At 40.2% G+C, this 20,893-nt stretch carries 14 protein-coding genes and 2 pseudogenes; 13 read left to right on the top strand and 3 right to left on the bottom strand.

Annotated features, from left to right (window positions below):
• Positions 1-627: pseudogene (locus tag H6G48_RS07535) on the top strand (ISL3-like element ISMae36 family transposase); the annotation flags it as partial.
• A gap of 141 nt (positions 628-768) precedes the next feature.
• Positions 769-937, top strand: a pseudogene (locus H6G48_RS07530) (IS30 family transposase); the annotation flags it as partial.
• A gap of 28 nt (positions 938-965) precedes the next feature.
• Here H6G48_RS07530 and H6G48_RS07525 read toward each other — a convergent pair.
• Complete coding sequence (locus H6G48_RS07525) at positions 966-1,418, bottom strand: hypothetical protein (RefSeq protein WP_061431049.1); 453 nt, start codon at positions 1,416-1,418, stop codon at positions 966-968.
• 231 nt (positions 1,419-1,649) lie between these two features.
• Between H6G48_RS07525 and H6G48_RS07520 the strand changes: the two genes are divergently transcribed.
• Positions 1,650-2,501, top strand: a complete 852-nt coding sequence (locus tag H6G48_RS07520) for an alpha/beta fold hydrolase (protein ID WP_061430514.1) — start codon at positions 1,650-1,652, stop codon at positions 2,499-2,501.
• A gap of 537 nt (positions 2,502-3,038) precedes the next feature.
• On the opposite strand, the gene H6G48_RS07515 is transcribed toward H6G48_RS07520, so the two are convergent.
• Positions 3,039-5,003 (bottom strand): FAD-dependent monooxygenase family protein, encoded by a 1,965-nt coding sequence (locus H6G48_RS07515; protein ID WP_190720617.1) that lies wholly within the window; start codon positions 5,001-5,003, stop codon positions 3,039-3,041.
• Between the two features lie 121 nt (positions 5,004-5,124).
• Here H6G48_RS07515 and H6G48_RS07510 point away from each other — a divergent pair, with 121 nt between their 5' ends.
• From H6G48_RS07510 to H6G48_RS07500, 3 genes are all read left to right on the top strand, one after another.
• Positions 5,125-5,367, top strand: coding sequence for a hypothetical protein (locus tag H6G48_RS07510; protein WP_002763591.1), 243 nt, complete (start codon positions 5,125-5,127; stop codon positions 5,365-5,367).
• A gap of 7 nt (positions 5,368-5,374) precedes the next feature.
• Positions 5,375-6,190, top strand: coding sequence for an LmeA family phospholipid-binding protein (locus H6G48_RS07505; RefSeq protein ID WP_190720614.1), 816 nt, complete (start codon positions 5,375-5,377; stop codon positions 6,188-6,190).
• Positions 6,191-6,408: 218 nt separating this feature from the next.
• Positions 6,409-7,089: a GerMN domain-containing protein gene (locus tag H6G48_RS07500; RefSeq protein WP_190720610.1), complete on the top strand. Its 681-nt coding sequence runs from the start codon at positions 6,409-6,411 to the stop codon at positions 7,087-7,089.
• A gap of 44 nt (positions 7,090-7,133) precedes the next feature.
• On the opposite strand, the gene H6G48_RS07495 is transcribed toward H6G48_RS07500, so the two are convergent.
• Entirely contained in the window at positions 7,134-8,195 is a 1,062-nt protein-coding gene (locus H6G48_RS07495) for a mechanosensitive ion channel family protein (RefSeq protein WP_061430518.1), read from the bottom strand.
• 28 nt (positions 8,196-8,223) lie between these two features.
• Here H6G48_RS07495 and H6G48_RS07490 point away from each other — a divergent pair, with 28 nt between their 5' ends.
• The 7 genes from H6G48_RS07490 (at position 8,224) to H6G48_RS07460 (ending at position 20,184) form a co-directional block, all read left to right on the top strand.
• Positions 8,224-8,715, top strand: a complete 492-nt coding sequence (locus tag H6G48_RS07490) for a c-type cytochrome (protein ID WP_061430519.1) — start codon at positions 8,224-8,226, stop codon at positions 8,713-8,715.
• A gap of 237 nt (positions 8,716-8,952) precedes the next feature.
• Positions 8,953-11,103, top strand: coding sequence for an O-linked N-acetylglucosamine transferase, SPINDLY family protein (locus H6G48_RS07485; protein WP_190720607.1), 2,151 nt, complete (start codon positions 8,953-8,955; stop codon positions 11,101-11,103).
• A 17-nt stretch (positions 11,104-11,120) separates the two neighbouring features.
• A complete protein-coding gene (locus tag H6G48_RS07480) occupies positions 11,121-13,274 on the top strand; it encodes an O-linked N-acetylglucosamine transferase, SPINDLY family protein (protein WP_190720604.1) in 2,154 nt (717 codons plus the stop codon).
• A gap of 19 nt (positions 13,275-13,293) precedes the next feature.
• Entirely contained in the window at positions 13,294-15,453 is a 2,160-nt protein-coding gene (locus H6G48_RS07475) for an O-linked N-acetylglucosamine transferase, SPINDLY family protein (protein ID WP_190720601.1), read from the top strand.
• Positions 15,454-15,465: 12 nt separating this feature from the next.
• A complete protein-coding gene (locus tag H6G48_RS07470) occupies positions 15,466-17,619 on the top strand; it encodes an O-linked N-acetylglucosamine transferase, SPINDLY family protein (protein ID WP_190720598.1) in 2,154 nt (717 codons plus the stop codon).
• 407 nt (positions 17,620-18,026) lie between these two features.
• On the top strand, positions 18,027-19,418 hold the full coding sequence (locus tag H6G48_RS07465) for an NAD-dependent malic enzyme (protein ID WP_190720596.1): 1,392 nt from the start codon (positions 18,027-18,029) through the stop codon (positions 19,416-19,418).
• A 31-nt stretch (positions 19,419-19,449) separates the two neighbouring features.
• Complete coding sequence (locus tag H6G48_RS07460) at positions 19,450-20,184, top strand: M15 family metallopeptidase (RefSeq protein ID WP_190720593.1); 735 nt, start codon at positions 19,450-19,452, stop codon at positions 20,182-20,184.
• Positions 20,185-20,893: the final 709 nt, after the last annotated feature.

Raw genomic sequence — 20,893 nt, 5'->3', positions numbered from 1 at the left:
AAAGAGGTGTTAGAGCAAATTGAAGAAGTGAGCATAGACCTTTGGTTGCCCTATAAAAATTTGGTGAAAGAATTGATGCCATCGGCCGAGGTAGTCGCCGATAGATTCCATGTCATGAAACAAATTAATCAAGAGTTAGACGAACAGAGAAGAGCGGAAAAAAGAGCCGTAGAAGCGCAGAAAAATAAAAAACAGAAAGCGGAAAAAGAAGCAAAGCTAGAAGTTTTAAAGCGAAGTAAATATAGTCTGTTAAAAAATGAAGAAGATTTAACGGAACCCCAAAAAATCAAACTAGAAGCTATCAAAGAAAAATTCCCAAATTTGAAAAAGATGCAGGAATTAAAGGAAGAATTTAGAAAGATTTATGAAACCTCAGAGAATCCGACAGAGGGGCTGCTATCCATCTCGGAATGGTTGGCAAAATCCTCCAGTGTTTTTACCAAGAGTTGTCAAACAATCCGAAACTGGTTTGGAGAAATCATTAGTTATTTTGAGCGAAGGACAACGAATGGGGTGGTCGAGGGAATCAACAATAAACTTAAACTAATAAAACGGAGAGGCTATGGCTTGAGAAACTTTCGGAATTTTTGGGTTAGAAGTATGTTATCTTGGCATCTTGTCTGTTGATTTAGCATAAAGGGTAACGAAGAGCCCGATTTTTTCTCGGTCAGCATCATTTAATCTGGTCATTGTCCTTGCCTCTGTTGATCAATTTCTTCTTCCTTTATATCCTGTTTTCAGTATTTCTGCAAAACTGAGATGCCCCCTCAGAAAATCGGGGCAGATTTTTATTTTGCTACTCCTTATCATTCTTGGGAGAGGGGGATTAAACGAGCATAATAAGGGACTCTTAAGACAATTCTTGCCCAAGAAGACGAATTTTAAAATCCTGAAGCCAAAGGAGGTAGAAAGAACCCTAAACTTAATTAACAATCGAGGTGGCTCCATAACAGCTGAAGCTAGAGCTAGTAAATATAAATAGCACCCTGTTGATTGATGTTAAAGGTGGTATAACCGGGGGTACTCCCCGGAACTTTGGTGACAGTAATCGTGACTAAATTATCATCATTGACCTCTACGGCATAGATTAAACTAGAAGAATAGGGATCTGCGGCGGCATTAGCCCGATTAATCAGAATATATGCTGGAATTACCAAACCTCTTAGGTTTGTCTCCGTACCTGGAGATAATAATTGGGGAGAGGAATTAATATTGGCCGATAGGTCATAATTGAGGTCAATATCGGTTTGATTGATGATTTTAATCTCCACGGGACGACTCGTATTCACCCTAGCAACAGGCTGCCAAGGACCGGGTTGAAAGGTGGTAGCGGGGGGATTTTGAGCGGGTAGAGAGGGGGGAAAAGCTAATCCCAGACTGAAGACGAGGGAAAGAGTTAAAAAGCGATCGCATTTCATAGATAAATCCTGGTCTAGGGTGTTCATCCTATTTTAGGAAGGTATCTCCAGTGTTTTATACTTGAGTAGAAGCTTTTGAAATTGTCTATAGCAGTGAGTGATCAGCTATCGGGGGAATATCCTAAGCTTCCCCGATTTTGCTCTATAAACAAGGCTAAATACACCTTTTTTTCTCTAGAAGTTTCCCTAGTAACCCCTATCAACGGTTTAATTTAGGTTGAGATTGATTATATGCCTACCATCGACATATCGGGAGTATCCCACAGTTACGAGTTATTTTCGCCCCGAGCGGATAAACCGGTTTTAGTCTTTATACACGGTTGGCTGCTGAGTCGTCACTACTGGCAGCCTTTGGTAGATATTCTCTCCCCGGATTATCCCTGTCTAGTCTATGATCTCCGGGGCTTTGGCGACTCCCAAAAAATCACCTCTAACAGTCCTCCTAGTAGTTATAACCTTGAATCCTACTCCCAAGACGTTATTACCCTTCTTAACCGCTTAAACCTCGATGCTGCTTGGTTAGTTGGTCATTCCCTCGGTGGTAGTGTTGCTTTGTGGGCCGCGGATAGCTGTCCTGAACGGATTAAAGGGGTAATCTGTATGAATGCCGGCGGTGGCATCTATCTAAAGGAGGAATTTGAGCGATTTCGGGAAGCCGGAAGACAGATTTTACAGAGAAGACCGCCTTGGTTGCCCCGTGTTCCCTTTATTGATGTTTTATTCTCGCGGATGATGGTCAAGCAAACCCTAGGTAAAAAATGGGGCAAACAGCGCGTGATTGATTTTGTCCGGGCCGATTACCAAGCAGCCCTAGGGTCACTTTTGGAAACCACCACTATCAGCGAAGTTCATCTTTTACCCCAGATTGTCTCCCGTCTCCCACAACCGGTCTATTTTCTGGCGGGGAAAGAGGATACGATTATGGAAGTTAAGTACGTTAACCATCTGGCCAGTTTTCATCCTTTGTTTGAAACTGGCAGCAACGTCATTGAGTTATCCGATTGTGGTCATTTTGCTATGCTGGAACAAACAGCAGCGGTGGTCCAAAAGATGATGGCTATTTTAAATCAGCATTGCGGTTAGAACCTTTAGGTAAGCGCATTCTTGAACTTTTTCAACAGTTTCTTAACTCCACCAACAGTGAACTAATACTAAATCCGTTGAGTATAGGCTACTTAAGTAGGTAGGCACAATTATTTGTAGGATGGGTTAGCGGTAGCGTAACCCATGCGGGCGTTGGGTTTCATGCTTCAACCCAACCTACGTTCTAAATCCGTTGAGTATAGGCTACTTATGAAGACAGGCACTCATGCACTCATGCAAAAGGCAAAAGTGGAAATAAATAATCAGTCTTTAATAACTGGATTTAGTGTAAAAACTCAAATCTGATCCCCGATAGCTGTCTGGGAGTCTCCTACTTAGGGTTGGCTGAATAAATGTGAAATATAGACGAGGTAAGGGTTTTAGATGCCTGTTTCGCTCCCACAGGTGCAAGATTTTGAGAGAATCGTGGTTCAAAACCTTGCATCTTCGGGGCGAAGCATTTCGGATAGGAAATCTACGGTTTCAGCGATAGGTTATGCCCGAATGCTTCGCCCCTACTTTTTCAGCAAACTCTAATTAATTTCTTAGGCCATAATTAAAACTCAATAACTTTAACCATAGGCGAGGATTGTCTTTTTCTAGCCAGCTTTGGGAGTTTTTTAACCATTGGGAAAACCAGGAACCGAAAAGCAGATTTTTGACTCCATCAAGGCTAAAATCGAGATAGGAACCCAACCAGCGAATTAAATCCTGACTGCCGGCCATTTCTGCTATCCATAACAGTAAAGCGGGGTTTTTTCTGGCCGCTTTAATTGCTAAACGGCTAAAGGTCAACCAATCGGTTTTATCCTTAATAAAAGTTTCGGAAACCTCCGGCGGTTCGTCGGCCAATAAACCGAAAAATGTGTTTAACATGGCGTTAATTCTTTGGGGGGGTAAGGTTTTTCCCGTGGGAACCATCATTCCTTTAGAAAATAACCAAGTTACCGCCACATTACTTTGATAGGCCCGCACGTTTTCTAGGTCTTTAGCTGTTAGTAAATCGTGTTTTAAGGCCGTATCCAAAAGATGGGTTAAGCGCTCTAAATTACGCACCAAAGAACCGAATCCAGTAAAGATTAACGGTGATTGCAGGGAGGCGGCATCACCGATGGCTAAAATGCGATCAAAGGAGACAATTCGATCTTTTTTTCCTGTGCTAAAATGCCCCGGTATATAACCAAAGGTGGGTTTTTTCCAAGTTAATTTTTCTGGGTCACACTGTCGATATTCGGGCAAAATAGTAAAGAAATCTTCGTACATTTCCAACAGAGAACCGGGGTTATCTGGATGGACTTGATGATAGTGAAATAGATAAAAGGTTAATTCTTTTCCTTCCCCCGGAAATAATTCCCAAATTAATTGCCTACCTCTAGAAATATCGCCATGGGAATTTAAGACATCACCATAGTGAGAATCCCACACCACCGGCTCGAATCCTTCTACTACTGCCCCCACCGTCGGACAGACACTATCAAAGGCACGCACTCCGTTTAATTGCCAAGCAATGGCAGAGGCGGAACCCATGGCATCAATCAATAAACGGCCTTTTATCTGTTGAATTTCTCCACCATGATTAAGGGTGACAGTAACACTATTAGCAGTAATATCAGCCTTAATAAATTCGGTTTGATCGAGAATTTTACCGCCATGATCCTGTATTTTTTTAGCGCAGGATTGCAGCAATTTATCGGAATTAATGGCGATATTTAAAACCGTGGGAGTATGGAGAATCTCCGCCTTCAAATGGGGGGGATTATTGCCATCAAAAAACTTATTAAAGCCATCGATGTATTCTTGGAAGATTAATTCCTCGAATTCTTCGGCGGTAAATAGGCCTAAATTAATTAAACTTTGAAACTCCGATCGAGAGATATTCCATTCCCGATTCATCCGTCCGAAAGGCAGTCTTTCTACTAAGAGGACTCGATAACCTAATTTGGCCATCTGTGCCGCATGAATTGCCCCCAAGGCACCACCAATATAAATTAAGTCGTAGGTGATGGGATGATCATTTTCCTCACTGCTAGAGAAAATTACCGGCTGCGGTTGTTGGGGATTTTTGGCACTGTCGCGCCAACGTTTTTCCCACCAATACAAACGTTCTAAATCTGCCTCCCCTTGCGGCATTTTGCGGAAGTAGTGAACCGTTAGGGGATAGTCCGCTTCTAAATCTGTAAAAATTGAGTGATTTTTTTGATCGATATTTGGTATCGTGTTATGCTGCGGCGGAAAACGCTTTTGTAAAGCTCGATCGAGCTGCCGAGTCAGGGATGTTTCTTGATCATGCGATTGCTCACCCCAGCGGAAAACTTTTAAATAAGTAGTCCGTTGCAGCGTCCAGACAAAGATCGACAATTCGATCGCCTCCGATAAGCGCAATCTCACCCCGTTAGGTGTATTTGTCTTGACACCGCTTGCGGGTTGCCAATCGGATTGTAACCACTGACAAACGGCGATCGAGTCGGGAGTCGGAATTTCTCTGTAAAGTATTTCTCTCATCTTGATTTAGCTATTACACCCAAAAATCGTCTGATTACGCTAGACTACACAAAAAGTTTTCTGAAAAAAGTTTAAAAAACTTTACATACCCAGATTAATACACAGCCTACCCCATCTGATTATGAATTATCCCATCCCGACCACCCCCGAAGAAATTGCCGCCCTCCGACAGCGTCCCGTCGATGAGGAGATGATCGCTGCCGTGATTGCGGGAATTATTAGAATGGCCCGCGCTCAGGGTCAATCTCTCGATGATCTGACTGAAGAAATTCTCGCAGAAGACCCGATTTTAGATCAAGTGCAACGACGTTGGTTAAGTCAGCTTTTGACTAATGCTTGGCAAAATTTAGCTGGATGGGTGTAATTGAGCGATGGAATGGCTAACAATCACTCTCGCTGGTGTTTTGACCCTGTTAACTCCCGCAGGGGCAATTATCGATACGGTTTTAGCCCATACCCTTCGCTCCCAAGTCCAAAAAGTGGAACAATTAGCCGTCAGGGTCGATAATACTCCCAATTATCAGGCTCTGCAAGGCAAAATCGCTCGAGTTCGCATTTCCGCACGGGGAATTTATCCCCTTGCTGATGTTCGCATTGAGAAGATCGAGCTAGAAACTGAGCCAATTAGCCTCGATTTGCGGCAATTACAGCAAAAAAACAGCAGTTTAGCCGCCGCCTTGCGCCGAACGGCTGCGGGAGCATTGCATCTTGTCCTCACGGAAACTAATGTTAATCAAGCTTTACAATCAGCAGCGGTCAAAGAACAAATTCAGACCCTGATTAATAATCTGATTCCATCTAGGGAAGAATCGCATAGCACAAAATATCAACTTAGTCAAGCAAATTTTAATTTTCTTAATAATAATCGAGTCGCCCTCAGCCTGCAGCTAGAGACCCAAGGGCCGGACGGTCCCGCAGCCAGTCTCGATCTGAGCCTAGAAGTGGGATTTAAGCTAGTGCAGGGGCGAAAAATCGAGCTTATTGACCCCACAGCCACTCTTAATGGTCGTCGCATCTCCTCGCGCCTTCTCAAGGGGTTTGCCGAGGGTATATCCACCCAGTTAGATTTAAAAAACTTCGAGAAACAAGGAATTATCGCCCGCCTTCTCCAATTGCAGATCGACGATGATAAGCTGAGTATAGCCGCCTTTGGCAGCATTGAACCTCGATCGGGGAACCCCAATTAAATTTAACGGTCGGAAAACAGGAGATCGGAAGTGGGAATTATGAATTATCAATTATGAAGTGGGGTGGTGGGGAAGTGGGGAAGTGGGGAGATGGCGAGAATAAAAGCGTTCGACTGCTCACTTAAAACTGATAACTGCTCACTTAAAACTTAAAACTTAAAACTGATAACTGATAACTTAAAACTGATAACTGATAACTGATAACTGATAACTGAATTATGCCTAGTTCTCGCTCTAGTGATAAAATCTCTTTGCCTTGGATAATTGGTATCGGCCTCGCTTTATTTACTGCTGGTGGGGCCACTGCTTGGTTTGCCGTCCATCACCTATCTTCCTCCCAGAAAACCAGTGAAAACCCGATTGAATCTCCCAGTCCGGTGCCGATAAGTCAATCACCAATTGTTGAACCGCTTTCTCCTGGTCCAGTGAAGACAAGTCCGACAGCAACTCCTGCAGCTATTCCTGTTAGGGAAACTCGACAGGTTTATTGGTTAAAAGTGACCGATACGGGTAATCAATTAGTCACCCAAGAAATTACCGTTCAAAAAGCGGATAGCGACGACCGAGAGTTAACAGCAGTATTGAAGATTCTATTAGCTGGTCCAAGTAATCCTCAGGACATGACTACTATTCCCCCCGGGACTAAATTACTGGATTTAAAAGTAGATAAAACGGGAATTAAGATTAATCTCTCGCGCGAGTTTGGCAATGATGATGGTCCTGATATGTTAATCGGTCGTTTGGCACAAATCATCTATACTACTACTACCGAGGATCCCAATGCCAAAGTCTGGATTCAAGTGGAAGGAAAACCCCTAGAATTATTAGGAGAAGGCCACGGTATTGAAGTTGTCCAACCGATGACTCGTAAGTTTTTTGAGGAGAATTATCAATTGTAATTTGTCCGCGCATTTCAATTGTTTGTTGCGATAGCAAATTGAGGTTAACTAGGGGGATTACTGGGGGGATAGGGAAAAAGAATTGGATAGGGAAGTTTAATTCCTTCTTGCTGATAGCGTCGGTGTAGGAGTTTAATAAATTCGTGTTTAATGGTGAGATGTTGAAAAAATTCTTCTTCTACCACCTTGAGATAAACTGTTAGCACAATGCTATAGTAATCGAGTTTACCATAAAGAATCAAGGGTTTATAGTTACCGAGGTGAGGTTGCAATAACTGAGCGATTTCTTGCATAACTTCTAGGGTAACTTTTTCGACTTTTTCTAAGTCACTATCGTAACTAATGCCCACTTCCACGGGAATCAGTAGGGAGTGATCTGGTAAACTATAGTTACGGAAACTAGAAGAAATGATCTGAGCATTGGGAATAACCAAAAGATTATTGGTAATTTCTTCGATGACTGTGCATCTTAAATCCACATCTCGCACATAACCAGCTTCTCCCGTTCTCAGTTCAATATAATCTCCCGGTCTAACTTTTTTAGAAGTGATAATATTAATCCCCGACATTAAATTAGCTAGGGTATTTTGGAGAGCTAAACCGAGGGAAACACCCCCAATACCCAAGGCAGTAAGCAGGGGAGTTATAGAAATGCCAATCGAGCTTAAAATCAGCAAAAAACCGCAGCTAAAAATCAGAACTTTGGCGAGAAATTCAAATAGGGAAGTTAGGGAAGAAATGCCATCATCTCCCGTGGTATAAACTCGTAATATTTCCACGGATAATTGAGCAACAACCCAAGTAGCCGAAGCTAAAAAAGCCACTAGCAGAAATGTTTTGCTCAGGAGAATGAGGGAGGGAAAGAGGGGAAGATTAGGAAGGGAGAGGGCAATATTTAAACCCAAAAGTCCGAACCAAAGTATGCTTAATCCACGAAGGGAACGTAAAACCCCTTCCGAGAAACGCAGGTTTTTTTCTCTGGCAATTGATAAAAGTTGACTGACAACGCGCTTTTCTACGAGCCATCCCAACAGCAGGAAACTGAGGATGATGGTGATAGGTAAGATAATATAGGGCCAATCTTCCAGTCTGGTTAATAGGTTCATTGCTAGAGGGTTAGAAAAAGATGCACTTTTGTCTTATATTATTCTCCATTTGCCTATCTCTAGCAGCGGCGGTGGAATTTTGGGGCAAAAAGTTGCAAAATGTAAAGAGAAACTCATCTTTCCTTCGGCAGCTTGCGTGAATAGTCAGTTAGTTAAACCAAAATTCGGGCTTTATCGATTCTTAATGGTTATAATCGTGGTTTTGTTCCTGATTAGCACCTTTTTAATCACTTTTCATCTGGCTAAGATGTCGGATCCCTACATTAAAGAGGTGTTATCCCTACAAGGTAATGTCAGTCGCGGTTACGAAATCTTTCAGATTAACTGTGCTGCTTGTCACGGCCAGTTTGCTGATGGCATCGTCGGACCGAGTTTAGAGGACGTTTCCCATCGCAAATCGAGAATTAGTCTGATTGAACAGGTAATTAGCGGTAAAACCCCACCAATGCCCAAATTTCAGCCCGATTATCAAGCTATGGCCGATTTATTGGTTTATTTAGAAAATCTTTCAAAAAACTGACTCTTGGCTGACATTGATGGTAAGCTAGGACGCATTGAAACTGGGTGGAGAGTGACAGGTGGGGAATGGAGAGGTGAGGGAATGGGGAATTTCAACTAAAATCCCAAAACCCCCCGCAACACGCACGCAGTGACCACCCCAAAACCCAACCCCTGAGCGACTGATAAATTTTACTTATATAGAAAAATTTTGCTTCTATTTGGGTACGCTAGTAGAGACACTTAACGATAAATACTTATGTCTTGGCATTCCCAAGTTGAACCGGCAGTTATCCAAGGGGATTTCTGGCAAGTTAGCCAGTTTTATGAGGAAATTACGGAGAAAGAACCCTTAGAAATTAGTCATTATTGGTATTTAGGATTAGCCTATCTTTTGGAAGCTAGGGAAGAAGAAGCACAAACTACTTGGTTATTCGTCCTCAGTCAAGGGGATGAACAGGAAATGACTGCGTGGACAGCAGATTTAGTCAATATTTTGGATGGGGAAGCGCGAAGACAATTAGAGTTAGGCAATTTAGAAACCAGTTGGTTAATTCGAGGACATATTCGCGAGATTAGTCCCGATAATATTGATAATTTACTGCGGTTTATTTTATTAGCAATTAATTTGAATTATTTTGAAAAAGAGCAGTTAAAAACTTGGTTATTTGTCGATGTGTTAAAAACAAATAATTTCCAGAGTCTGGAGTTAAGTTTATTAGCAGAAGTTTTAGAAAAATTTCTCGATTATCAGATACCAGAAATTGTCCCTTACTTAGAGGCAATATTTCAATCTAACTGTCAGCGACAAACTTTCATCAAAGTAGTAGAAGCTAAAGTACCTTCTCTAGCCATGAATAATAAACCATTGGCTATTGATATTATTAATACTTGTTTAGCAGTGGAACCAGAGCAAATTTATCTGTTAGCTGAACTTTATCAATGTTATTTTGATAATCGAGATTTTGCCGCTGCTATGCAAGTAGCTAATCAATTAAAAACAAGTTGTCAAGGGTTGCCTTCTCAAGCTGTAGCTGATTATATTGCTCTTTATGTCAAATTATTTAGTGGTAATTGGGTCGATATTAAGGCAGATATTGAAGAATATGCAGAATCCTTGCAAAAAAGTATCGCTAATCGAGAATGTCCCAGATTATTGAATAAACCATCCCTAACAATTTTATCCCCTCTAGCTTACCTAGAAGATAACCCAAGAAAAAATCGTTATATTAGTAATTGTGTTGGTCAACTTTTTCAGGAATATGTTCGCAATAATTCTAACTGTCATTCTCTGCAAAAATCGACTATTAAAGATGCCAATAAAGTTCTTAAAATTGGCTATATTGCCCATACTTTATATAATCATTCTATCGGATTAATCTCTAGATGGTTAATGAAGTATCATGACTATAATGAATTTCATATCTCCTTATACCTAGTATCTCAACAAGAAGATTTTATCACTAAAAATGATTTTAGAAATCAGGTAAATGCTTGCTATAATTTACCTGATAACCCGCTGCTAATTGCTGAAAAAATTAGTCAAGATAACATTGATATTTTGGTAGATTTAGACAGCATCACTAATAATACTACCTGTCAAGTCATGGCACTAAAACCTGCACCAATACAAGTGACTTGGTTAGGTTTTGATGCGTCAGGAATTCCTGCAATTGATTACTATCTTGCTGATAATTACGTTTTACCAGCAGATGCACAGGAATATTACCGAGAAAAAATTTGGCGCTTACCTAATTCCTATATTTGTCTGGATGGTGTCGAGGTTGCTTACCCCTCTCTCCGAAGAGATGATTTAGGGATTCCAGAGGATGCAATTAATTACTTAACCGTACAAACGGGGGTTAAACGTAACCCTGAAACTATTCGACTTCAGCTACAAATTTTAAAGGCAGTTCCTAATAGTTATTTGAGTATTCAAGGGTTAAGTGATGCTAAATCAGTGGAAAAATTATTTTTCAAAGTTGCCGAGGAAGAAGGAATTAATTATGAGAGATTAAAAATCTTACCCCTCTATCCCACAGGAATTTATCGAGCAAATTTAAGAATAGCTGATGTGGTTTTAGATACCTATCCTTTTACGGGAGGAATGACGACTTTAGATGTGCTGTGGATGGGGATACCTTTGGTTACAAAAGTTGGTCAACAATGGTCATCGAGAAATAGTTATACTTTAATGGTTAATGTGGGAATTAGTGAGGGTATTGCTTGGAGTGATGAGGAGTATATCGACTGGGGGATTAAGTTAGGTAAGGATGAAAACCTGAGACGCAAAGTTATCGCTAAATTAGATGAATCTAGACAAACTTCCCCGATTTGGAATGCACGTCAGTTTACTAAAAATGTAGAAATTGCCTATCGTCAAATGTGGCAAATCTATTGTGAAAGTTAATTAGGGAGAATTAAACCATGTCTTGGCAAAATGAAGTAAAAACCGCTTTAGAAAACAATCAATACGATATTGTTAGTCAGTTTTACGAAGAACTGATAGAAAAAGAACCCCTAGAAATTAGTCATTATTGGTATTTAGGATTAGCCTATCTTTTGGAAGCTAGGGAAGAAGAAGCGCAAACCACATGGTTATTCGTCCTCAGTCAAGGGGATGAACAGGAGGTGATGCTGTGGACAGCAGATTTAGTCAATATTTTGGATGGGGAAGCGCGAAGACAAGTTAAGCTAAAAAATTGGCAATTAAGCTGGGTAATTCGTCAGCATATCTACCAGATAAATCCAGATAAACTAGAAAATTTATTATATCTAGTCCTGTTAGAAATTAAGCTAGAATATTTTTATCCCCAAAAACTTAAAGATTGGCAAATAGTTGATTTAATTAGTTCGGACAAGTTAACAACTTTCGATATAAATTTACTCCTAAACACAATCTATAGACTTCTAGATTGGCCAGCGCAAGAAGTTCTGGACATTATCATAACCCTTTTAAAAATAGAGTCACAACAATCGGCAATATTGGAAATTATCGAACAACATATTGAAAAAATTTATTATACCGATAAAACTAATGCTGTTATTTTGACTCTTAGCTGCCTAGATATTATACCCGATCGCTTACTACTTTTGCATAAAATTCATCAATACTATATCGAGACTGGTAACTTTGAGTTGGCCTTGGAAACTGCCAATAAAATCAGGAATTTATCCAATGATAAAGTATCAAAACTGGATAGTATTTATCTGCTGCTCTATACGGAACTTTTAGCAGGTAATTGGTTAAATATTGGCAATAAAGCTCAGGAATATTATCAAGCAATTCAAAATAATTTAGAACGGTGTCAATGTCCCATGAGAAATCAAGCTGAGGTTATTTCTATTACTTCTCCCTTAGCTTATTTAAAAGATGACTTAGTAGGCAATCGCTGGTTAACTAATCAGTTAGCTAAACTATTTCAAGAGGCAGTTAGAAAAAGATTTAATCAAGTTACTATCGAGTCTCAGAAACCTAAAGATGTCAATAAAAAACTAAACATTGGCTATATTGCCCATACTTTACGGCGACATTCCGTCGGGTTTTTAAGTCGCTGGTTAATTCATTATCATCAACGAGATAACTTTAATATTCATCTCTACCTAGTCAATCAAGTCGAGGACGATATTACGGAACAATGGTTTAAAAATAAGGTGGATAAGTATGATAATTTACCAGCAAATCCCCAAATTATTGCTGAACAAATTAATCAAGATAACATCGATATTTTAGTAGATTTAGATAGTATAACTAAGGATACCACCTGTGGAGTTATGGCAATTAAACCTGCACCGATTCAAATAACATGGTTAGGATTAGATGCCACGGGAATACCTGCTATTGATTACTTCCTTGTAGATAATTTAGTTTTAGAAAAAAATGCTCAGGAGTTTTATCAAGAGAAGCTTTGGCGCTTACCTAATTGTTATCTTGCCGTGGATGGATTTGAAATCGGGACACCAACTCTAACCCGAGAGGATTTAAACATACCAGCAGAGGCAGTTACTTATTTAACTTTGCAAGTGGGATTAAAAAGAAATCCTGCCACAATTCGCTTACAAATGCAGATTATTAAAGCAGTACCTAACAGTTATTTATTAATCAAAGGTGCGGGAAGTGAAAAGCTAATCAAAGATTTATTTATCAGCATTGCTAAAGAGGAAGGAATCGATGAAAATAGATTGCGCTTTCTCTCAGGAGTTGCTACGGAGGAAATTCATCGCGCTAATCTCCAAATTGCCGATGTGGTACTCGATACCTATCCCTACAGTGGTGCAACCACTACTCTAGAAACTCTTTGGATGGGTATTCCTGTAGTGACAAAAGTTGGTCAACAATGGGCCAGTCGTAACAGTTATACTTTTATGACTTATGCGGGAATTAGCGAGGGTATTGCTTGGAGTGATGAGGAGTATATCGATTGGGGAATAAAATTAGGAATGGATGAGGAATTAAGAAAAAAAATAGCCATGCAATTGCAAGCTTCTCGTCAAACAGCACAGATTTGGAATGCACGTCAGTTTACTAAAGATGTGGAAAGCTCCTATCGTCAAATGTGGCAAATCTATTGTGAAAGTTAATTAAGGAGAGAATTAAATCATGTCTTGGCAAAATGAAGTTAAAACCGCTTTAGAAAACAATCAATACGATATTGTTAGTCAGTTTTACGAAGAACTGATAGAAAGAGAACCCCTAGAAATTAGTTATTATTGGTATTTAGGATTATCCTATCTTTTGCAGGCAAAAGAAGAAGAAGCACAAGCTACTTGGTTATTTGTTTTCACTCAAGGAGAAGAACAGGAAACTGATTCATGGCTGCTAGAATTAAGCAATATTTTAGCAGCCGAAGCTAACCGACAATTAGAGTTAGAAAATCTAGAAATCACTTGGTTAATTCGTAAACATCTACAGGAAATTAATCCCAGTTATCTCGATAATTTACTGCATTTAACTCTCGTTGAAATTAAATTAAATAGATTTCATCCTCAACAACTGCAAGAATGGCAAATACTAGAATTAATTACTCAGGGTTCAGTTAACTCTCAATTATTGGAACGGGTAGTAATTGCCGTCATACCTTATGCTCATGAATATACCATAGAATTAGTTCGGTTAAGTTTACCCTATCTTGACAATTCTCTAGAATTACTTAATCACGTCATCACTGTTACCCGACGCTTTGCTTTTGAGAAATATCAACCTATTTATTCCGTTGACTTAGCGGAAGCTTTTCTTCCCCTTTATCCCGAAAATTTGTACTTAGAAGTTAATTTATTTTGGTTTTATATCTCTTTACCTGACTATGAAAAAGCCATCAATTTAGTCAATAAGTTGAAAGACAAAAGTCAAACAATTGATTTAAAAATGTTTAGTCAATCTCTTCTCTTTAATGGTTCTTTACGAGCCTCAAAATGGAATGACATTTCTAGTATTTGTCAAGAGTATAAACACTTAATTAAAAAATTTATAGAAAAAAAGCCCCAAGATATACATCCCTTAGTTCGGGAAGCTTTACTAACAGTTATGAACCCGATTTCTTACTATGAAGATAACCCGAAAGAGAATCGACCGCTTTTAAATCAGATTAGTATTTTTTTCCAAGAAACCTACAAAGAAATGCTGGGTTTTCAGGAGGAAGGTTTTGACAAATCCAGAGAATATAATCCCGATAAAAAACTGAAAATTGGTTACATGTCCCAAACCTTAAAACGTCATCCCGTCGGTTTATTGAGTCGTTGGACTATCAATTATCACAATCGTGAGCAGTTTGATATTCACCTTTATATGGTGAGTCAACCCGTGGATGAAATAACTAAAAAATGGTTTTCTAATCCCGCAGATAAAATCTATCATGCTACTGCTGATTCCCTAGCAACCTACCGCAAAATCAAAGAAGATAACATCGATATTCTTGTGGATTTAGATAGTGGTACCGGACCAATGGTTGTCCAAGTTATTGCCTTAAAACCTGCTCCTATTCAAGTTAACTGGTTAGGTTTTGATGGTTCCGGTTTACCCGCAGTAGATTATCTTTTAGCGGATCCTTATGTACTACCAGAAAATGCCCAAGAATATTATCAAGAAAAAATCTGGCGTTTACCTGATGCTTTTGTCGCTGTGGATGGTTTTGAAATAGCCGTTCCTACCCTGCGAAGAGAAGATTTAGATATTAATAACGATGCGGTTATTTATCTAAGTTCTCAAACAGCAATTAAGCGGAATCCTGCGATGATTCGCTTACAAATGCAAATCCTCAAATCCGTAGCTAATAGTTATTTCCTGATTCAAGGAGTTGCTGATGATAATTCTCTCCTAGATTTATTCTGTCAAATTGCCGCAGAAGTTGGGGTAGAAACTAATCGAATTAAGATGCTTCCTCTCTATCAGACGGAAACCTACAGGGCAAATTTAGCCATCGCTGATGTGGTTTTGGACACCTATCCCTTTAATGGTGGTACAACCACCTTAGAAACCCTCTGGATGGGAATTCCTCTGGTGGTTAAGGTGGGGCAACAATGGTCATCACGCAACGGTTATACTTTAATGATGAATGCGGGAATAACTGAGGGTATATCTTGGAGTGATGAGGAATATGTGCAGTGGGGAATTAAGTTAGGATTGGATAAAAATTTAAGAGAAGAAGTCCGTTGGAAACTCCGAAAGTCTCGTCATACATCTCCCCTCTGGAATGCCAAACAATTTACCAGAGATTTAGAAACTGCTTATCGGCAAATGTGGAATATTTATTGTCAATCTTAGCGGATAAAAACTATGCAATGGCATCAAGACATACAAACCCATTTAAACGACAACAATTATCAACTGGTGGTGCAGTTTTATGAACAATTAATTGAAAACAATTCTCTGGTAATTGAGGATTATTTTTATCTAGGATTAGCCTATCTTTTACAAGATAGAGAAGAAGACGCACAAGCTACTTGGTTACTGGTGTTGAGTCAAGCAGCCGAATCAGAATTATCGGGGTGGATAGAAACTTTAACTCAAATCTTAGATGCAGAGGCAACCAGACAAGAAAATTCCCAAAGACTAGAGACAAGTTATCTAATTCGATGGCAGCTACAAAATCTTAATCCTAGTTTTTTAAATAATCTCCTGCATCTGATGGAATTAGAAATACAATTCCAAACATTTGCTATGGAAAAGTGCAATGATTGGTGTGTATTTGAACTGTTAGAGAATACAGCTACAGCAGCAATTAATCTTGATTTACTGCTGCGAGTGACGGAAAAAGTTTTAATCTACCCCTGTACTGATACCATCTACTTTTTAGAATTAGCAGCCTTACATATCAATAATCCAGAAATAATTGCGTCCAAAGTTATCTCAGCAATTGTAAATTATGGTTATCAACAAAAGCAAAGTGGATTTGCCATTAATTTAGTAGAACTTTGTTTGCGCTTTCTACCAGATAATTTATACCTACAAAATAGTTTGTTTAATCTTTACAAAACCACCACTGTTGACTATAAAAAAGCTCTAGAAATTGCCGACAATTTTTATAAAAATTGCCAGACAACTACTGAAAAGCTGTTCGGAATTTCTCTGGTAATTGGTATTTTACAAGCTAAGGGAGACTGGGGAAATTTACCTAAATTTATCGATGAATTAACACAACTAATCGAGCGACAAATTAATGCCGAACAATTTAATGCACGTCCCTTTATTATCGACTCTATTTTAGGAGTTAGTAGCTGTCTTCCCTACTATCAAGATAATCCGAAAATTAATCGCTATTTACAAAGTAAACTAGCGGAAATTTTTCAAGCAGATGTAAGAACACGCTATAACTATATTGCTCCTGTTTATTCTCCAAAATCTCCAGCAAGAAAAATAAAAATTGGTTATATTGCCTATACTCTCCGTCGCCATTCTGTGGGTTGGTTAAGTCGCTGGTTATTTCACTATCATAATCGAGATAAATTTGAAATTTACACCTATTTTGTCAACCAAGCAGCGGACGAAATTACTGAAAAATGGTTTAAAAATAACTCAGATTATAGCTATAACTTGCCAGCAAAAATTGAACAAATAACTGCCCAAATTCGTCAAGACAAATTAGATATTTTAGTGGATCTTGATAGCTTAACCAATAATACCACTTATCTAGTAATGGCCTTAAAACCAGCACCGATACAGGTAACTTGGTTAGGATTAGATGCGTCGGGAATCCCTGCGATTGATTATTTTATCGCCGATAACTACGTTTTACCCGAAAATGGTCAAGAAATCTATTCAGAACAAATCATCCGACTTCCTAACTCTTATTTATCTGTAGATGGTTTTGAAGTGGGTGTTCCTACTAGGAGAAGAACTGATTTAAATATTCCCGATGATGCTATTATTTATCTGACCGTGCAATCGGGATTAAAACGCACCTTAAACATGATTTATCTGCAATTGCAGATTCTCCAACAGGTTCCTAATAGCTATCTTTTAATCAAAGGTTTTGCCGACCAAGAAACCATTCGAGAATTATTTCTCAAAAGTGCCGACGAATTGGGAATTAGTCAAGATAGATTAAGATTTTTGCCCAATGATTTCAATGAGGAAACCCATCGCGCTAATCTAGGAATTGCTGATATAGTTCTCGATACCTATCCCTATAATGGTGCTACCACAACCTTAGAAACCCTCTGGATGGGGATTCCTTTAGTCACTAGGGTTGGTGAACAATTTGCGGCCCGCAATAGCTATACTTTTATGAAAAATGCTGGCATTAGTCAGGGTATAGCTTGGAGTGATGAGGAATATGTGCAGTGGGGAATTAAGTTAGGATTGGATAAAAATTTGAGGGAAGAAGTCCGTTATCAATTACGTCAATCTCGTCATACATCTCCCCTCTGGAATGCCAAACAATTTACCAGAGATTTAGAAACTGCTTATCAACAAATGTGGAATATTTAGGGTGCATCTCATTTTTGTCAATCTACTAAGTTGGGATTTTTAAGGGAAAACTCTCTTTTAAAATTGGGCTTTACTTCCGATTTTATTACTCAATCCAGGCTTTTGGGGGGTTCTACCCCCCAAACCCCGGAGCGCATTAGCTTTTCGGTGGGCTGCTTACAGGCAGTTACTAATACATTTGTACGCATTTGAGAGTGACTGATAATTGCTGATTGTCGGTATTTTTGCAAATGTGAGATGCAGCCTTCCTACCTTCTCCCCACACCCCACACCCCACACCCCACACCCCGCTCCCCTGGTGTTAGGCCCAGAGAAACCCTAATAGCTAAAGAAACTGCGCGATTAGATACCAAAGTCCTTCACAGATAGAAGATAATCAATATTTATCAGTATTGGAAGCCTTCAGCATGGTTCATTTAACGCCCAATCCTAGCTATAGTTTAAGTCTCAAGATAGAAATCCCCAATCAAGCGGGAACCTTCGCTTCTGTCCTCAATGCGATCGCCGATGTCGGGGGTAATTTAGGGCAAATTTCTCTGATCGAACGCAATTTAAAGATTAGCACCCGCGAGGTGATGGTTGATGCCGCTAGTACCGACCAAGCGGAACAGATTATCGCCGCGGTTAAAGCTCTACCGGATGTTAAACTCCTGAAAGTTTCCGATCGCACCTTCGATCTCCATCGTCGGGGTAAAATCTCCATTGAGAGTCGTATTCCCCTCACCTCCCAAGATGACCTGGCCATGGCCTACACCCCCGGAGTTGGTCGCATCTGCACCGCTATCGCCCACGACCCCGAACAAGTGTACTCATTGACCATCAAGGGCAACACCGTCGCTGTAGTTACCGATGGTAGCGCGGTATTAGGATTAGGAAATCTCGGGCCGGAGGCTGCCCTACCAGTAATGGAAGGGAAGGCAATGTTATTCAAGGAATTCGCCGGAATTGACGCTTTTCCCATCTGTTTAGCCACCCAAGACCCCGAAGAAATCATCGAAACCGTCAAAAGAATCGCTCCGGTTTTTGGTGGCATTAACCTAGAGGATATCGGCGCGCCACGCTGTTTTGAAATCGAGAAACGTCTGCGAGCGGAATTAAATATTCCCGTTTTCCACGATGATCAACACGGTACAGCGATCGTTTCCCTGGCTGCCCTGATTAATGCCCTCAAATTGGTCAAAAAATCGCTTGATACAGTCAAAATCGTCATTAATGGTGCGGGTGCGGCGGGTATCGCCATCGCTACTCTCTTTAAAACCGCAGGAGCCACAGATATAATCCTCTGTGATTCCCTTGGTATCCTCTCCCAAAAACGGGACGATTTAACCCCAGAAAAACAAGCTTGGGCCGTGGCTGCCAGTGGTAAGCTAGGGGATGCTCTTAAAGGCGCTGATGTCTTCTTGGGGGTGAGCGCACCGGGGGTATTGACTCCCGAAATGGTCAAGGGAATGGCTAAAGATGCGATCGTGTTTGCCATGGCTAATCCGATTCCCGAAATTCAACCGGAATTAATCAATGATTTAGTGGCCGTGGTGGCTACCGGACGCAGCGATTATCCCAATCAGATTAATAATGTTCTCGCTTTCCCCGGATTATTTCGCGGGGCCCTGGACTGTCGCGCTAGGGCAATCACCGATAATATGTATCTGGAAGCGGCCAAAGCGATCGCTTCTCTGATCACTCCTGCTAATCTTGATCGAGAGAATATTATTCCCTCGGTTTTTGATAGTCGTGTAGTTACGGCTGTGGCCGCCGCCGTTCAACACGCTGCTCGTCAAGATGGAGTGGCCGGGGAATAATGTAATTATGGTGCAGGAGGGTAAGTAAACCGTGAAACCGATCGATGATATTCCCGAAGCTTTGCGGGACAACCAGTACAGAAAAACTACTAATCCTAATGGTCTCATAGCGATCGCCAGCGGTTTACTTGCTCTGGTGGGAACCGGCCTAATTGCCATAGCAGTCTTGAATCGTCCCCCTGCTACCGTAGAAAAACCGGTTATTAACCCATCCCCCCCCATTAAAGCCACTCCTAGCCCCATTGAGAACATTCTAGGTCATTTACCCTATCAAGAGGCTCCAGAGACGGAATTAGCCCCTATTACTGGGGATGGTGCTATGCGTTTAAGGAAACCGGCAGCCAAGGCTTTTATCGAGATGCAGAGTGACGCGAGAAGGTCGGGGGTGATTTTAATGCCGATTTCCGCATTTCGATCGAAAGCAACCCAAGAAAAGCTCTTTTTTGAAGTTAAAAAACAACGCAATCAGCAAACCCGCAAACGAGCAGAAGTGAGCGCACCTCCGGGTTACAGCGAACATCATACCGGTTATGCGATCGATATTGGCGATGGTCACGCTCCCGCCACAAATTTAAGTAGCAGTTTTGCTAATACTGCCGCTTTTCGTTGGTTGCAAAATAACGCTGCCCAGTATAGTTTCGAGTTATCTTTCCCTGAAAATAATCCCCAGGGTATTAATTATGAACCCTGGCACTGGCGTTTTGTCGGGGATAGTCACAGTTTAGAAACTTTTTATAAGGCCCAACAATTAGGAAAACAAAAATAAACGTAGGGTGCGTTAGGCATCCATTGTTTTTAGGGAAAAAATCAAGGTCTAAATATTGCCGTAACGCACCAACTTTTTAGAAACCCCAACAATTAGGAAAACAAAAATAAGATAACCTTATCGGCAATTGCCTCCAGCATTCGGACAATAACCTATCGCTGAAACCAGAGATTTTCTATCCGAATGCTTCGCCCGTACTTTTTCAACTTTTTAGAAAAGCCAACAATTAGGAAAACAAAAATAAGATAACCTTATCGGCAATTGCCTCCAGCATTCGGACAATAACCTATCGCTGAAACCAAAGATTTTCTATCCGAATGCTTCGCCCGTACTTTTTCAACTTTTTAGAAAAGCCAACAATTAGGAAAACAAAAATAAGATAACCTTATCGGCGATCGATGGCATTTTCTGGAATTAATTACTAAAATAGGATTATATTGTATTGTGAGTGTTTCTAATATGTCCAAGCCAGTAGAATACTTAACAAATGAGCAAGGGGAACGAGTTGGGGTTTTATTAGACTGGAACACCTATTCTCGATTTGCCAATTCATTAGGACTCGATGAAGATTGTTTGATTGGTTTGAGTGCAGAAATGTTGAATCTCGTAACAAAACTTTACATTTAAGAACATGACAACCCCAGAACGCCATTTTTCAGATTGAATAGACAATTTTCCTAAACCAGTGTACATAGCTGATATGTTGACA

This window comes from Microcystis flos-aquae FACHB-1344 (genome assembly GCF_014698375.1).
Taxonomy (GTDB): Bacteria; Cyanobacteriota; Cyanobacteriia; order Cyanobacteriales; family Microcystaceae; genus Microcystis; species Microcystis aeruginosa.
This window is presented reverse-complemented; position numbering and strand designations above follow the sequence as displayed.

What these genes read in the sequence shown, in the direction of transcription:
- H6G48_RS07515 (WP_190720617.1), bottom strand. Translation starts at nt 5,003, where the DNA reads ATGAGAGAAATACTTTACAGAGAAATTCCGACTCCCGACTCGATCGCC.
- H6G48_RS07500 (WP_190720610.1), top strand. Translation starts at nt 6,409, where the DNA reads ATGCCTAGTTCTCGCTCTAGTGATAAAATCTCTTTGCCTTGGATAATT.
- H6G48_RS07510 (WP_002763591.1), top strand. Translation starts at nt 5,125, where the DNA reads ATGAATTATCCCATCCCGACCACCCCCGAAGAAATTGCCGCCCTCCGA.
- H6G48_RS07520 (WP_061430514.1), top strand. Translation starts at nt 1,650, where the DNA reads ATGCCTACCATCGACATATCGGGAGTATCCCACAGTTACGAGTTATTT.
- H6G48_RS07525 (WP_061431049.1), bottom strand. Translation starts at nt 1,418, where the DNA reads ATGAAATGCGATCGCTTTTTAACTCTTTCCCTCGTCTTCAGTCTGGGA.
- H6G48_RS07485 (WP_190720607.1), top strand. Translation starts at nt 8,953, where the DNA reads ATGTCTTGGCATTCCCAAGTTGAACCGGCAGTTATCCAAGGGGATTTC.
- H6G48_RS07495 (WP_061430518.1), bottom strand. Translation starts at nt 8,195, where the DNA reads ATGAACCTATTAACCAGACTGGAAGATTGGCCCTATATTATCTTACCT.
- H6G48_RS07470 (WP_190720598.1), top strand. Translation starts at nt 15,466, where the DNA reads ATGCAATGGCATCAAGACATACAAACCCATTTAAACGACAACAATTAT.
- H6G48_RS07465 (WP_190720596.1), top strand. Translation starts at nt 18,027, where the DNA reads ATGGTTCATTTAACGCCCAATCCTAGCTATAGTTTAAGTCTCAAGATA.
- H6G48_RS07480 (WP_190720604.1), top strand. Translation starts at nt 11,121, where the DNA reads ATGTCTTGGCAAAATGAAGTAAAAACCGCTTTAGAAAACAATCAATAC.
- H6G48_RS07505 (WP_190720614.1), top strand. Translation starts at nt 5,375, where the DNA reads ATGGAATGGCTAACAATCACTCTCGCTGGTGTTTTGACCCTGTTAACT.
- H6G48_RS07475 (WP_190720601.1), top strand. Translation starts at nt 13,294, where the DNA reads ATGTCTTGGCAAAATGAAGTTAAAACCGCTTTAGAAAACAATCAATAC.